Source organism: Paenochrobactrum glaciei, assembly GCF_039522165.1.
Lineage (GTDB): Bacteria > Pseudomonadota > Alphaproteobacteria > Rhizobiales > Rhizobiaceae > Paenochrobactrum > Paenochrobactrum glaciei.
In genome coordinates this window covers 24304-39773 of the sequence record NZ_BAAADE010000011.1, presented here as the reverse complement: position 1 = coordinate 39773, position 15470 = coordinate 24304, and the positions used below count along the sequence as shown (strand labels likewise).

The 15470-nt window shown below is 46.4% G+C and carries 13 protein-coding genes; 10 read left to right on the top strand and 3 right to left on the bottom strand.

Annotated elements, in window-relative coordinates; all coding sequences use genetic code 11:
- Positions 1 to 63: 63 nt before the first annotated feature.
- Positions 64 to 810: an aspartate/glutamate racemase family protein gene (locus ABDZ76_RS15890; protein WP_343807722.1), complete on the bottom strand. Its 747-nt coding sequence runs from the start codon at positions 808 to 810 to the stop codon at positions 64 to 66.
- A gap of 291 nt (positions 811 to 1101) precedes the next feature.
- On the opposite strand from ABDZ76_RS15890, the gene ABDZ76_RS15885 reads away from it, so the two are divergent.
- Genes ABDZ76_RS15885 through ABDZ76_RS15860 form a run of 6 tightly spaced genes read left to right on the top strand, consistent with a single transcriptional unit; the run spans position 1102 to position 7512 of the window.
- On the top strand, positions 1102 to 2676 hold the full coding sequence (locus tag ABDZ76_RS15885; protein WP_343807719.1) for an ABC transporter substrate-binding protein: 1575 nt from the start codon (positions 1102 to 1104) through the stop codon (positions 2674 to 2676).
- 5 nt (positions 2677 to 2681) lie between these two features.
- Positions 2682 to 3731, top strand: coding sequence for an ABC transporter permease (locus tag ABDZ76_RS15880; RefSeq protein WP_343807716.1), 1050 nt, complete (start codon positions 2682 to 2684; stop codon positions 3729 to 3731).
- Entirely contained in the window at positions 3728 to 4585 is an 858-nt protein-coding gene (locus ABDZ76_RS15875) for an ABC transporter permease (protein ID WP_343807713.1), read from the top strand. The genes ABDZ76_RS15880 and ABDZ76_RS15875 overlap by 4 nt, the downstream gene beginning before the upstream one ends.
- 1 nt (position 4586) lies before the next feature.
- Positions 4587 to 5585 carry an ABC transporter ATP-binding protein gene (locus tag ABDZ76_RS15870; protein WP_343807710.1) on the top strand — a complete coding sequence of 333 codons (999 nt, stop codon included), beginning with the start codon at positions 4587 to 4589 and terminating at the stop codon, positions 5583 to 5585.
- A gap of 2 nt (positions 5586 to 5587) precedes the next feature.
- Positions 5588 to 6400 carry an ATP-binding cassette domain-containing protein gene (locus ABDZ76_RS15865; protein WP_343807707.1) on the top strand — a complete coding sequence of 271 codons (813 nt, stop codon included), beginning with the start codon at positions 5588 to 5590 and terminating at the stop codon, positions 6398 to 6400.
- Between the two features lie 26 nt (positions 6401 to 6426).
- Positions 6427 to 7512, top strand: a complete 1086-nt coding sequence (locus ABDZ76_RS15860) for a sugar phosphate isomerase/epimerase family protein (RefSeq protein ID WP_343807705.1) — start codon at positions 6427 to 6429, stop codon at positions 7510 to 7512.
- A gap of 730 nt (positions 7513 to 8242) precedes the next feature.
- On the opposite strand, the gene ABDZ76_RS15855 is transcribed toward ABDZ76_RS15860, so the two are convergent.
- Positions 8243 to 9163 (bottom strand): LysR family transcriptional regulator, encoded by a 921-nt coding sequence (locus tag ABDZ76_RS15855; protein ID WP_343807702.1) that lies wholly within the window; start codon positions 9161 to 9163, stop codon positions 8243 to 8245.
- A 245-nt stretch (positions 9164 to 9408) separates the two neighbouring features.
- Here ABDZ76_RS15855 and ABDZ76_RS15850 point away from each other — a divergent pair, with 245 nt between their 5' ends.
- The 4 genes from ABDZ76_RS15850 (at position 9409) to ABDZ76_RS15835 (ending at position 14494) form a co-directional block, all read left to right on the top strand.
- Positions 9409 to 10599 carry an MFS transporter gene (locus ABDZ76_RS15850; protein WP_343807699.1) on the top strand — a complete coding sequence of 397 codons (1191 nt, stop codon included), beginning with the start codon at positions 9409 to 9411 and terminating at the stop codon, positions 10597 to 10599.
- A gap of 293 nt (positions 10600 to 10892) precedes the next feature.
- Entirely contained in the window at positions 10893 to 12290 is a 1398-nt protein-coding gene (locus ABDZ76_RS15845) for an amino acid permease (protein ID WP_343807696.1), read from the top strand.
- A 393-nt stretch (positions 12291 to 12683) separates the two neighbouring features.
- Positions 12684 to 13457 (top strand): HpcH/HpaI aldolase family protein, encoded by a 774-nt coding sequence (locus ABDZ76_RS15840; protein WP_343807693.1) that lies wholly within the window; start codon positions 12684 to 12686, stop codon positions 13455 to 13457.
- Between the two features lie 53 nt (positions 13458 to 13510).
- Positions 13511 to 14494: an ABC transporter substrate-binding protein gene (locus ABDZ76_RS15835; RefSeq protein ID WP_343807690.1), complete on the top strand. Its 984-nt coding sequence runs from the start codon at positions 13511 to 13513 to the stop codon at positions 14492 to 14494.
- Positions 14495 to 14511: 17 nt separating this feature from the next.
- On the opposite strand, the gene ABDZ76_RS15830 is transcribed toward ABDZ76_RS15835, so the two are convergent.
- Entirely contained in the window at positions 14512 to 15438 is a 927-nt protein-coding gene (locus tag ABDZ76_RS15830) for a LysR family transcriptional regulator (protein WP_343807687.1), read from the bottom strand.
- Positions 15439 to 15470 lie beyond the last annotated feature (32 nt).

Sequence of the window (15470 nt, the reverse complement as noted above, 5' to 3'; positions counted from 1 at the left end):
ACCTTTCTGTCAGATATTCCGGCCATGAAATATGTAATGCCAAGTTGTTTGGCATTACGGCATTTAAGCGCCTTTTAAAGCGGCCGTTAGCAGCGGGGACAAACCCTTAATATTCATCTTGCCATCGGTTAGGCTGTGATCCTGCTCGCTTGTTGCCGGCTCATGCGCATTGGCCAAAGCAACTGCTTTTTGGATGGCAATCCGGTGCGGATCAATGACGCAAACGCTCGCCTGTGCAATGACTTCGGGCAAATACGGAATTAAGCCTGCGCCCCCCAAAATGACACGATCCACACCCGCTTTTTCTGCTTCGCTTGAAACATATCGCGCAATTAAGGCCGGGTCATTGGCAACATTTTCGATAGAGTGAACGCCTGCAATCCGGTCTGAGATGCCGAGTTTTAAGATCAGTTCCCACAGCATGTCACACCAGATTGCACCATTCGTCATCACTAGCGATTGACTGGATAATTCAGATGCCGCCAGCAGACCAGCCTCAGCAAAGCCTATAACCGGCAAGCCTGTCATTTCTTCCAAGGCTTCACGACCGGGATCACCAAAACAGGCAAGTAAGATCGCATCAGGCGTTGTTTTTTCTGCAATCGCACGGGCGGCGGCATCCAGAACCGCATGGGCGGCGATAGCAGTTGCGGTTCTGGATGAAATATAGCTGAAGCCAAAATCTGCCGTTACGGTCTCAACCAAAATCTGGTTGTTGGTTTCTTCTTTGACCAGAGTCTCGATTTTTTCTGTCACGCTGGCAGAAGTGTTGGGATTGATGACGAGCAAGCGACGCATCGGTTTCCTCATAGATTTTGCTGATTGAGATTCGAATATACGGCTTTCCACCTTTTTAACGATTTACACACATTATTGTATCGTAAACAATAGTTATTTTGGATACGATATTTAATTTTATTGATTGGTTGTCGTCCTGGGAGGTCTATTTTTCTTGTTTTTTATGGGCAAGAAGGCTGTTCCATGTAAAAAAGTGCTAGATAAATTTAATTTTATGTATCAATGTAAAAATAAATCGGATACGATCTAAATCGGGAATGAATTATCGATTTTCTAATATCGATCATAAACGGGAGGAAGTTTATGCGTAATTTCTTATCCAGCACTGCTATTTCACCGGTCAGCCGTTTGAAATCAGGCGCTGTCGCTTGCGGTCTTGCCTTGGCACTCATTGCCGGTGTTTCATCTCCGGCTGTTTCAGCGGAGCGTTCGCAGACAATCATTGTCGGTGTCGGCGGTCAGGTAAATACATTAGACCCGTTGCGCGCGGATTATAATCAAACCAATACTATTGTCAGTGCTTTGTATGATACGCTTGTCACATATGATGACACGACGCTTGTCGGCAGTCTGGCTGAAAAATACGCCTATAGTGATGATGCAAAATCCATTGAGATTACACTGCGCCCAGATGTGAAGTTTCATGATGGCACAGTACTCACGGCCAAAGATGTTGCTTATACATTGGATCGTTTGAAGCGATTGGGTATTGGTGTTGCTTCTTTTGTTGAAGGCTATGAAGCTACGACAGTGACTGATGACACCCATCTCACCATTCAGCTCAGTGAACCAAACACATTATTTCTGTCTTCTTTAAGTAAAGTTTATATTCTCAATTCTGCTCTGGTTGAGGCCAACAAAGGCAGCGATGACGGACAGGCATGGTTGCAGGGCAATGAAGCGGGCTCAGGGCCTTATATTCTGGGAGATCAAAGCCAGGCTGTTGTCATTGATATCTTTGACGAATATTGGGCTCCGGCAGAAGGCCGTCCACTATCCATTGTGTTCAGACGCATTGATGAAAGCTCGACACGCCGTGACGAATTGCGCGCCGGAAATATTGATGTCGGCTTCACATATACTGATCGTGATGCAGCGTCGATGGAAAGTGATCCGGCATTGAAAGTCGTGCCGATTAATACCAGCTACCAAACTGAAATTCTCTTTAATACGCAAGTGGGCCCAACCGCAGATCCAAAAGTACGTAAAGCTTTGCGGATGGTTTATGATTATGCGGGTGGTTTAAGAAGTATTCGCGGCGGAAATGGCGCCTTGGCGAATGGCCCTGTGCCTGCGCGTTTAAACTGTCGTCCGGAATTAGCTGAGGTTAAACAGGATCTGGAAGCAGCTAAAGCATTGCTAGCAGAGGCTGGAGCATCAGGCACAAAATTTGAGCTGAGTTTTCAGCCGGTATTTGAATTGCAAAAACAGGAAGCAACTCTTTTCCAATCCAATATGCGCGATATCGGCATTGAAGTGGAATTGAAGCCAATTGCCTATCCGAACTGGCTGGCAAGCCTGAAAGACCCTAATTCCATTCCGCAGATGATGCTGCTTGAAGATTTTGCCCAGCTGCCGGATGTCGGGCTTATGCTGACTAAAGGTTATAAGTCGGATGCGATTGGAACGAACCGCACCGGCTATAATAATAAAGAAGTCGATAAGTTGCTCGATGAAGCAATGGTGACGGCAGATGAAGCAAAACGTTGCGATATTTATAAGCAGGTTCAGACCATACTCGATCAGGATTCAGTGATGATTGATATGTATGGTGTTTATAAAGCTTCTGCTTACCGCGTTGAAGCACTGGCCGGTATCAATGCCAGCATGCATGTCACACCGGTTGCACCGGCGGATTTCCGCCTTGCTAAGCCTTGAGGCGCATGACCATGTTGTCTTTGCGTGCTTATACATGGTTTCTAGCCCGTCGTCTCGGGCTAGTTATCCTAACCCTATGGGGACTGGCTACTCTCGTCTTTCTGATGATCAAGATGATGCCGGGTGATGAAGCTCAGATGGCCGCCGGTCCTGATGCATCACCTGCGCAAATTGAGGCAGTTAGAGAGAGACTGGGACTTGATGCTCCGGTCATCATTCAATATTTCAAATTTCTTGGCCGCTTGTTGCACGGCGATCTTGGCACCTCGATTGTAACATTGCAGCCGGTTCTGTCCGATCTGGAAAGAGTTCTGCCGAGTACGCTGGAACTTGTTTTCTTTGCAATGGTTCTTAATCTGCTGGTTGCAATACCGGTTGGTATTATTGCGGCTTACCGGCAAGGTGGCGTCTTTGATATGATTTGCCGTGTCGGCGCATCAATGCTCGGCGGTATGCCTGCTTTCTGGCTCGCTCTGGTGTTGCAATATGTCATGGGCAGTGTATGGCGTGTTGTTCCTATTTCAGGACAACAAAGATTTGGTGTTTCTTCACCCAATGTCACCGGTGCTCCAACACTCGACGCCATACTGGCTGGTAATTTCACCGGTTTCACTGATGCATTGCATCACATCATTCTGCCGGCTTCTGTTCTGGCAGCACTTTTTGCGACCCAGATTTTCCGTACATTAAGAGCGTCATTGCTTGGTGTATTACGCTCAGATTTCATCGTGGCGGTGAGGGCAAAAGGTGCCAGTTCACGCCATATGCTTGTGCGTCATGCCTTGCCAAACAGTATCAATCCTGTGTTGACCTTATCGGGTACGCAAGCGGGCGCCATGATCGGCTCTGCAGTGTTGGTTGAAACTGTTTTCGCTCGCCGCGGCATTGGTGCCTACATGTTTGAAGCTGTTGCGCAAAAAGATTCTTTCGCAGTCCTTGGCTCTGTCATGTTCATCGGGACAGTTGTGTGTCTGGTTAATCTTGTTGTTGACCTGCTGCAAATCCTTGTCGATCCGCGTATCCGCGCCAGTCAGTTAGGGAGTCAAACCCAATGACCGCATCAGTTGTCGCTACAAAACCTGCGGCCAGTCGCAAGCAGCAATTTACATTATTCGAATTGTTTGTGTTTGCAGTCGTTTTAATGCTTTTGATCGTTGCTTTGATTGGTCCGTTTATCGCACCGGAAAGCATTTACCGATCCGATATTGTAAACTCCCTATTACCGCCAAGCTCGGAACATTGGCTTGGAACTGATGATCAGGGGCGGGATGTGTTCTGGCGATTGGTTGCCGGTGCGCAACCAACGCTGCTCTCAGCTTTTCTGGTCGTTACGCTTTATTCCATTATCGGCGTTGCCGTTGCAACCATTGCCGCATCAGGCCCGCGTTGGCTGGATGAAGGATTGATGAGAATAACCGATATAGGTTTGGCACTGCCTGGTATGATTGTTGCTCTGGGCTTTGCGTCTGCAATGGGGCCAAGCCTGCGTTCAGCGATTATCGCTATGGCAATTACAGGCTGGCCGATTACTGCACGTTTGCTGCGCGGTATTATGCGGCAGACAATGGAGCAGCCGTTTGTAGCAGGCGCGCAAGTGCTCGGTGTTTCCCGCTTCCGTTTAATGGTCAAACATGTTTTGCCTAATTCACTCGATGTTTTGATCGTCAAATGGGCCAGTGATATTGGTGCCACCGTTCTTGTTCTGGCAAGTCTCTCTTTTATTGGTGTGGGTGCACAACCGCCAAGTGCGGAGTGGGGCGCAACCATTGCGGCAGCACGCGGCTATGTTTCTTCTGCATGGTGGACAGTGATTATGCCCGGAGCAGCAGTTGCGGTCACCTCCATTGCCTTTGGCTTGTTAGGTGACATCATTCAGGTTCGCCGCGACCCTTCACTGAGAGGTAAGTAAGATGAATAAAACAACATCTTTGGAAGGCTTTGAACGCCAGCCGCTTATCAGTGCCGAAAACCTGACTGTTGATATTGCAGCTGGTAAAACCAATATCGTTCGTATTGTTGATAATATCAGCTTTAACATCGGAGTAGGGGAACGTGTTGCATTGGTCGGAGAATCCGGTTCCGGTAAATCTCTGACCGCCCGCGCGCTGATGCGCCTTGATAAAATGGCCAGATTATCGGGTCGGGTGGATTTTGACGGCACGGATTTACTGTCCCTTTCTGAGCGTGAAATGAGCCGGAAGCGCGGCAGCTCTATTGCCATGGTGTTTCAGGATCCGATGAGCTTTCTCAACCCGCTGATGACCATTGGCGATCAGGTTGCCGAAACATTGCGCCTGCGTGGTGTGGGTAAGGCAGAGGCAAGAAAGCGGGCTCTTGCTGTTCTGGATGAGCTTGGCGTTGACCGCGCCGCTGAACGGCTGAATTCCTACCCGCATGAGTTTTCAGGTGGTATGCGCCAGCGTGTGGTGCTGGCAATGGCATTGGTCGGAGAGCCGAAGCTGCTTATCGCAGATGAGCCAACCACCGCGCTTGATGTGCGTGTGCAGGATCAGGTGCTTGATCTTCTGGATGACGTTTCAACACGCCGCGGGCTGGCTGTTCTTTTCATCACGCATGATCTGGGTGTGGTGGCAGGCTTTGCCGAGCGTGTCATGGTTATGTATTCTGGACGTATTATCGAGGACGGCGATGTCAGCGATGTTTTTGCCGAGCCGCAGCATCCTTATTCGCAAGGTCTGATCAAGGCTGTTCCGCGTATTGACCAAGAGCTCAGCACACTTTTTGCCATCCCCGGCGCACCGCCTTTACCGTCGGCAAGGCCGGATGGTTGTCCGTTTCATCCGCGCTGCGATCAGCGGTTTGATCGTTGTTATAAAGAACTGCCGCAGTTGCACGTTCACAATAATCATGGCGCTGCATGCCATCTTGTTGATGGGAAGAGGGGCTGATCATGCTTATGTCAGTTGATTGTATCAGCAAATCCTATCATGCTTTTCCCAATCCGCCCGTGAAAGTACTGCATGATATAACAATCAATATCAAAGCCGGTGAAGCTATTGGTTTGGTTGGGGAATCCGGCTCTGGAAAATCCACTATAGCAAAATGCATGATGGCTTTAATCAAGCCGGAACAAGGACAGATTAGCTATGATGGGATTGATGTTATCAATGCACGCGGAGAACAGCTAAAGCGTTTTCGTCGTGATGTGCAGATGGTTTTTCAAGACCCGTATGGCAGCTTAAATCCCCGCATGACGGTGGAGGAGCTGATCGGCGAAGGACTGCTTATTCATAAGATTGAACCCAGTATTTCAGCACGTCGCAAACGTGTCGGGGAAATCATGGAGATGGTCGGGCTTAACCCATCTGATATGGATCGCTACACCCGTTCATTTTCCGGTGGGCAGCGCCAGCGTATTGCAATCGCCCGTGCGCTTGCCGTTGGCCCGCGTATTCTTGTGTGTGATGAGCCTGTTGCTGCTCTTGATGTATCTGTGCAGGCGCAGGTGATCAATTTGCTGAAGGATATGCAGGAAAAGCTTGATCTTGCCATTGTGTTTGTTGCGCATGATTTGGCAGTCGTGCGCCATTTGTGCGAACGGATTGTCGTTCTGCATAAAGGGCGCATTGTCGAAGAGGGTGATCGCGACGCGATCTTCAATCATCCGCAGGATGAATATACCCGTTCGCTTCTTGCCGCCGTTCCTGTGCCTGATCCGGCATTGGGTCGCGCACGTCGAGCTGCGCGTCACGCTAAAATTTAGTCAAAAATATTTGAGGAGAACTGCCGATGCGTATCGGTGTTGATGGTCGTAAAATTCCTGAAGCGGCAAAGTATGGTCCTGTAGATAGTTTTAACCATGCTCAATCCATGGGTATGGAGGGGTTGTTTTTCCGTACTGTTTTGGACATGAGCCCGACGCTTGATCATGGTTATTTAAAGGAAATTCGCCAGCGCGCCGATGATCTTGGTATGTATATTGAAACCGGTCTCGGTAAAGTTAATCCATATGCCACTCCTGAGGGGCCGGAACTGCGGATGATTGGTGACGGTGATATTCTTTTAGGCTTCCGTCGGATGATGGAAGCCTGCGCTGCCATTGATTGTCGTGAGCTTTGGGTTGCGACAGCTAACTATAAAGCAGCCTATGTGGGTCGTTTTGCTTATGACCGCTTCCGCACGGATGTGACTTGGAATGAACAGATCGAAGCGACAATCCGCTTCCTTAAAAAACTAGCTCCGATTGCGCGTGATCTTGGTATTCATATGAACCTTGAAACACATGAAGAGATTACTTCGTTTGAGTTGGTGCGTATTGTTGAAGCGGTTGGTGCGGATACAACTGGCATTGTGTTTGATACGGCAAACGTCTTGCAAAGAGGCGAACATCCTGTTTGGTCGGCCAAGCGCGTAGCGCCTTATGTCCGTCAAACCCATATTAAAGATGCGCTCATTGCCTATGATGGTGATGTATTGGACTTCCAAATGCGTCCTTGTGGCGAGGGGGTTGTCAATTTCCGCGAAATTTTACCAATCATTGCTGCAGCAAAGCCCGACATTAATCTGTCGATCGAAAATTATGAATCTTTCGCTGATCGCGCTCGAACCCCGCCTAAGATGATTATTGAAATTAATGATCCGAAATGGCTGAAAGGTCATCCTGACCTGACCTCAGAAGAAAAAGCAGCTTATCTTGAAATGGTTGCGAATTATTCATCTCGCATTAAAAGTGGTGAACTTCCTGATCGTGAAACCTATGCAAGTTGGGCCAGCCAGAATTATCATTATGATGAAACGGTTGATTATATCAAACAAAGCGCAGCGCATATCCGCCAGATTTGTGAGGAATTAAAATTACCTTTAATTAGTAAATAATCATAATAGATAAATTTCGAATGACATATTTATTAACTATGGAAAATATTAATTTAATATATTCCGTAGTTATAAATTCCACACGGCTAAAGCATTTTTGAAATATATCCTAAGTATGAAGACCTCAGTATTCAGGTATTCTTCAAACTTTTATTAAGAAGTGAAGCGCTCCGGGTTTGTGGGAGGTTCTAAATTCTGAGAGAATGGAGCCATCATGAGAAGACAACGAACAAGTTTTACCTGAAGTTCGCCAAAGTGTCATTCGTGTGGTGCTGAATTACGAACCAAAGTATCCGTGCGGTTTCATCTATTGCTGCAAATTCGACTGTTCGCCAGCGACACTCTATGAATGGGTTAAGAAGTCCGAAATCGACAACGGCACACAAACAGGTCTATCAAGCGACGTTGCTGAGTAGATAAAGGTTCTTGGGCGGCAGAACTGTAAACTTCATCGAGCTAAAGAGACTTTACGCAAAGCATCTGCATATTTAGCGATGGCGGTGTTCGACAACCGCTTTAAATGATAATCACATTTTAGATGAATACCGTGGCGAATTCGGGGGGCAATACGCGCGACATTCTCATTGATCATGCTCATGGCTTTACAATTTCACTTGCCTTATTGAAGGCGGATGAACTGCCTGAGTATAGTTTTAGTGATCGTTACAAATAGGCACTTTTACATTTAATGGATGCACTTGTGCCTGATATTGCATAAATGTGCTTGAATTTATCGTGTCGGTGAAGGCGCTCCATTGAGGAAGCTTTGTAGTTTCGGCACAATGAAATCAAGAAATAGGCGCACACGGTGAGGCATATGTTGCCCTCCCAAAAACACAGCGTGGATTTCTTCTTCATCGCGTTTAATAACATCCGACAGCACTTCGACAAGCCGTCCGGCGGCAAGGTCATCTCTGACGTGAAAATCGCCCATTCGTGCCAGCCCAACACCGGCCAATGTCATGCGTCTGACCGTTTCACCATTATTGGCAAGCAATGTTCCCTTCACTAGGCGATCCGTAATTCGTCCGTTTTCTTTTGTTGGCCAAACGGGTAAAGCACGACGAAAGCTGAAGCCTATGCAATTGTGGTGCACTAAATCCTCAATGGTTTTCGGTGTGCCACAGCGCTCAAGATAAGCAGGTGAGGCGACAATTTTTCGCTGCGTTACCCCTATTTTTCGTGTGGTCAGACCTGAATCCGGAAGTATGGCAATTCGGATAGCCACATCTGTGCGATCAAGATAAAGGTCAACGATTTCATCAGACAGTGAAAGGTCAACACCAATATTGGGATAAGCTTCCCAAAAGGCTGGCAAGAGTGGCTCCAATGCAAGCACACCCAAGCCCACAGAGACATTGACCCGAACAATACCACTTGCCGTTGTTGCGCCTTGTGACAGTTCTTGTTCGATTTGATCTATTTCCTGCAATAATTGCAGGCCGCGCTCGTAATAAAATCGTCCCTCGCTTGTGAGGGATAAACGACGGGTTGAACGCTCAATCAAGCGTACACCTAAACGTGTTTCCATACGTGCGATTAATTTGCTGATGGTTGAGGGTGCCATACGCATTAAACGTGCAGCCTCTGAGAAGCTGCCTGTTTCCACGACGCGCAGGAACACCTGCATTTCTCCGGTGCGATTGTCCATGATGATCTCATTTGTGACTTTGTTTCACAGATGAAATGGAAAACCGGCTGATTATCAAGTCCTCTTTCACACTTTATTTGATGTGCAACGCAAAAAGATTGACGCGGAGCACATGGTTTCGCTCATGCAGGACATTAGGAATTATTTTATGCAAGCAGTCATAACAGAAGCAGCGCAAGCCATCAGTGCGCTGCCAAGAACGATAGTCAAAAAATCAATAACACAAAGTAGATAGAGCTATGAACATGAGCGTTGACGCTCCGACAATCGGCTCGGTGGCCGTTAAACCGTATTCTACCCGTCTGGCATTGCTTGCACTTTCGATTGGTGCATTTGGCATCGGCACCACTGAATTTTCACCAATGGGTTTGCTGTCTGTCATCGCCGAAGGTGTTGATGTTTCAATCCCCAAAGCAGGATTATTAGTGAGTGCCTATGCTATGGGGGTTTTGATTGGCGCCCCCTTTATGACGCTAGCTTTTAGCCGTTTTGGTAAGCGCACAGCACTCATTTTTCTGATGATTATTTTTACCATTGGTAATTTAATGTCGGCTATGGCACCGGGATATTATTCGCTGCTGTTTGCCAGATTGCTAACCAGTCTTAATCATGGGGCTTTTTTTGGACTTGGCACTGTTGTTGCAGCCAGCTTGGTGCCGAAAGAAAAGCAGGCCAGTGCTGTTGCTGCCGTCTTTATGGGGCTCACAATTGCTAATATCGGTGGTGTTCCAACGGCGACATGGCTTGGTCAGCAAGTTGGCTGGCGGATGGCTTTTGTTGGCACAGCTGCCATCGGCATTATAGCAATTCTTGCACTTTCATTTGCTCTTCCGAAGGGCGAGCGCGGAACGATGCCAAATGTGCGTGCGGAATTTAAGGTTTTGACCCGACCGGCTGTGTTACTTGCAATGGCTACAACCGTTATGGGGGCAGCGGCGATGTTTACACTATATACGTATATTGCTCCTGCCTTGGAAACATTGACTGGCGCATCCGGTCAATTTGTTACCATCAGCCTAGCTTTGATTGGCGTTGGCTTTACGATTGGTAATTGGCTCGGCGGACGCTTAGCAGACTGGTCACTGGATGGTGCCACCAAAATTTTTCTCATTGCTTTGGCATTGATTATGTTTGTGATGCCTTTTGCTTTAACGACCCATACGGGCGCAGTCCTTGGACTGTTATTCTGGGGGGCTGCCGCATTTGCAGTTGTGCCGCCTGTGCAAATGCGCGTGATGTCGGCCGCAGCTGAGGCACCGGGCCTTGCATCATCAATTAATGTTGGTGCTTTTAACCTTGGCAATGCTTTGGGTGCATTTATTGGGGCAGGGGTTATAAGCCTAGGCTTTGACTATGCGGCTGTTTCTATCGCAGGTGCATTGCTGGCTTTGATGGGATTTGGTCTTGTTTATGCAAGTAAACTGATCCGTACGTAAACGCCTGAATGTCTCTTCAAATCATATCCTTCATTGGCTGTGAGGGATATGATTTGGGCATCAAAAAATGGCTATTTGTCAAAGCTAGGAATACAAATCACGCGCAAGCATTATGCGACATTGGTCTAGCTTCATGCAAATTTTCTTTAACTCGCCAGCACATAGGAGTAATCGCACTGAGGTGTTTGTCTGTGCGAAGGAATCATCTTTCACCGGCTTGCAAAAAACAAACGGAATATTTCTTGGATTTTGGAGTGGAAATATTCTGGTAAATGAATTGTGAGGCATACCGAATGAATACTGCATCAGGAGACTCTCGCTCTCATTCCCAAGAGCCAGAAGTGCATCTGGCACGAAATCTGAAAAATCGACATCTGCAGTTGATCGCTATCGGCGGCGCAATTGGAACCGGCCTTTTCATGGGGTCGGGAAAAACCATTTCGCTCGCAGGCCCTTCGATCCTGTTGGTTTATGCGATTATCGGCTTCATGCTGTTCTTTGTCATGCGTGCATTGGGCGAATTATTGCTGTCCAATCTGAACTATCGCTCATTTGCTGATTTTGCCGGTGATTATCTGGGGCCTTGGGCACAGTTTTTTACGGGTTGGACCTATTGGCTCTGCTGGATTGTAACTGGTATCGCCGACGTTGTCGCTGTTGCAGGTTATATGTCTTTTTGGTTCCCGGAACTGGCCTTATGGATACCCGCCCTTGGCTTGATTATAGCTCTGGTCGCATTGAACCTGCCAAATGTGCGCAACTTTGGTGAAATTGAATTTTGGTTTGCGCTGATTAAAATCATCGCAATTATTGCATTGATTATTACCGGCGTTGTCATGCTGACATCCGGCTATATATCACCAAATGGAACGAAGGCTTCGATTACCCATTTATGGGATCAGGGCGGTTTCTTCCCGAATGGTTTTTTCGGTTTTGTTGCAGGTTTTCAGATTGCTGTTTTTGCCTTCGTTGGCATTGAGCTGGTGGGTACTGCCGCTGCCGAAACAGAAAATCCTGAGCGCAATTTGCCAAAGGCGATCAATTCGATCCCTGTGCGTATCGTCCTGTTTTATTTGGGCTCACTCTTTGTCATTATGACTGTGATGCCGTGGAACCAGGTTGACCCAAGCAGCAGCCCGTTCGTCGCTATGTTTTCCTTGGCGGGGCTTGGCATTGCCGCCCATGTGGTAAATTTTGTTGTGCTGACCTCTGCAACTTCCAGTGCAAATTCCGGAATTTATTCAACATCGCGAATGATTTTTGGTCTCGCCAGCCATGCATTGGCACCAAAAACACTGGGTAAACTGAACCATCGCAAAGTGCCGGTTAATGCGCTGTTTTTCTCCTGCACATTCCTCTTGGCAGGCGTGGTGCTGCTTTATGCAGGACAGAGCATTATTGAAGCCTTCACTATTGTAACGACAATTTCGGCTTTGTTATTTATCTTTGTCTGGTCGATCATTCTGGCATCTTACGTGCAGTATCGCCGTAAGCGTCCTGATCTTCACGCAAAATCAAAGTTCAAAATGCCGGGTGGCTATGCTGCTGTGGTAATGGTGTTTGCATTCTTTGCCTTCATTCTCTGGGCTCTTGCCCAACAGGCTGATACGGCGCAGGCATTGCTGATTACACCAGTGTGGTTTGCATTACTTGCGGTGATTTACTTCTTCATAGCGAAGAAAAAAGCTTAAATTATATCAAAAGGCCACTCAATTGAGTGGCCTTTTTTCTTACCATTTTTCAAGCCCGACTGATACGCGCAGGAATATTTTCTCTGTTATTTTTGACAGGAAGCTAATGGGGTAGTTCCGTTCAAAATTCTTTTTAATAGCGCTAATTTATATATACTAAACTATCCCGCAATGACCGCGCTCAGTGATTTGTTAAATTGCATCTATGTTGAAATCATTAATGAAATTATCTCTTTTTCAGTAACAAGGTTTATAAACGTAGGGGTATTCACATAGCTCGCACTTATGTTGTTCTAACATTATTTCAATTTCTATAAATTCATAGATTGATAGTCTGTGACACTCATTAAGCTTTTGAAAATCATAATATTCAAACTCTAGGAGTAAGTCATAGTGTATCGCCCTAAGCTCTTAAAAAAACGATTGCAAAATAATGAGAAAGTATTTGGAAGCTGGAGTGTGCTTGCAAGCGCTTTCGCAACTGAAGTTATCGCGCATGCCGGTTTTGATTTTATCATAATTGATCATGAGCATGGATGTGGTGATCTGATGACTTTAGGGCAGCAGTTGCAAGCAATTGCCCCGTCCGCCACTGCTGGGCTTGTTCGCGTACCTAGCCATGACACTGCATATATACGGCGTGTTTTAGATTTGGGTGCCGAAGGTGTGATGATACCAAGTGTTAATACGGCAGAGCAGGCTAAAGCTATTGTACAGGCTTGTTATTATCCTAACTTTGGCTCACGCGGTGCTGCGCCTGGCACTATTAGAGCTTCAGGCTTTGGAGCTGATGCTGAACTCTATGCGCAGTCAGCCCATGAAAACACTCTGGTAATCTGTCAGATTGAAACTGTCGACGGTGTAAAGAATGCAGCTGAAATTGCAGCAGTAGAAGGCGTGGATATGTTATTTGTCGGGCCTTATGACTTGTCCGCATCTGCTGGAGTCATGGGTAATATGAACCATCCTGAACTGCTTACAATGATAAAAAATGTCGAGACAGTTTGCAAAAATGCGAACATGCCAATCGGTTCAATTCTAAGGCCCGGCGTTTCGTTGAAAGAGGTTTATGATGCCGGATATCATATGATTTCGACAGGAAGTGATGCCAGTCGTTTACGTGATGCATGTTTGAATGATGTAGCCAGATTTCAGGCATCTGTTTGATTGACGACAAACTCTTGAAAACAATTTCCAACCATTGAAAATTGGAGAGAACTTTGAGCATTACAACTGTCAATATGATCTTACGCGCTTATGATCAGTTTTGTCCGCTTATTATTGGTGCCGTTGATACACCAAATCTAAAGATTAATGTAAAGTTCAATGCTGCACTGTCGAACGAGTTTCCTGCCGATATTCACGCTGCTGAAGTCTCATTTAATCGGTATGTTATGGCCTGTGCCAATGATGATCAGCGTTTGATTGGTATTCCGGCTTATGTACTTCGCGGTTTTCGTCACCGCAATTATATTGCGCATCGGGATTCTCCTCTCGAAAACCTCGCTGATCTGAAAGGAAAACGTATCGGCACTAATTCTTGGAGTGACTCTGGAACCATGTGGGCACGCGCAGCCCTTCGTGAAGCCGGCGTTGACATTGGCGATGTTCAATGGGTTATCGGACATGTTGACCAAGACATTAAAATGAAACCGAAAACATCATTCGATGTAGTGCCACCGGAAGGCTCACTTTTTCTCTCAGAAGAACAAACCTTGATGGAAGAATTACGGCTTGGCAAAATTGATGCGGTAACAACAGCTTTTATGCCACCGTCAGTCTATGAGATTGGTAGTGAGTTCCGCAGACTTGTTCGAGACTTCAGAAGTGCAGAAACACTTTATCATCGTCGAACTGGTGTCTATCCAGCCTTCCATATCATTGCTTTTGAACGATCATATGCTGAACAAAACCCAGGTGTGGTTTTGGCTGTCTATGATGCACTTCAGGCATCCTGGCAAGATTGGTGGAAAAAAGCGAAAAACTTTGGTGAGGCTTCACCTTGGCAGATTGCTGAAATAGAAAGTATGATAAAAGATTTTCCTGAAGATACACCGCCATTTGGCTGTCATCAGGACGCGCATAAAAAAATGCTGGCGGTTATGTGTCATGAACAATACGCGCAGGGTATTGTTCAAAAGCCTGCCGATCCTTTAAAATTATTTGCTGATTTTGAAGCTTTTTTGAAAGCTGCGGGGCGATAAGCCCCGCGTTTTCACCATCAAGAATGGCCAATACTTTTACAGACTGAATTGAAATGTCTGGCAAACGCTTTTGTCAGTTCAGATGCACGCCTATTAGGGTAAATAAAATCAACTGCCACATTGATGACAGGTTCAAACGGACGATATGATAGTCGCTCTGTATAATTGCTTCTTAAAGAAAACTCATCCACAAGACCGATACCAATGCCTTTTTCCACATGAGGGTAAATAGACATTACACTTTCAACGGTTAATATTGGTTCGCGCCGCGGTTTACTTTTATCTATGACCTTTTCAAACTGGGTTAGTAGCCATTGATGCCCGGGAGGAAATGATACAATCGGATAATTTATCATGTCATCATGAGTAATTATCGACTTTTCCTCAAGCGGATGCCCATGCGGCATAATGCAAAATAACCGCCCAGAACTCACATGTTCAACTGTAAGACCTTCACGTTCGGCTTCACCAGTCTGAAATGAAATGCCCAGATCTGCCCCCTCTGCTGCGACAGCCGTATAAACATCCTTTCGGGGCCGAATTAAAAGTTGAACATGGGCATCCGGCCGCTCTTCCAAAAATAACTTCAACGCAGAAGATACGATCCCGTTCCCAAGAGGCTGAATCGTCGCAATGCTCATTCTTTGTGAAATATCTTTTTGAAGCATTGAAATTGTATTGGCAATTGATTCAAAACAGCGAAAATTACGATGCAATGTCTCAAATAATAAACGGCCCTCATTGGTAGGTATTAACCGCCCACGTTCTTTTCTAAAAAGAGCAAGCCCCAATTGATCTTCAATACGCTTTATCATGGTGCTTACGGTAGGTTGAGAAATATGTAGGTTTTCTGCTGCTGCCGTTATACTTCCTGCATCTATGACGGCATAAAAAACCTCAAGCTGACGTAGGCTCATAGCTCCTAGCGATGCAAGCGCACTCATAAATTCCTCCTCATGCTCCTGAATAATCAGGT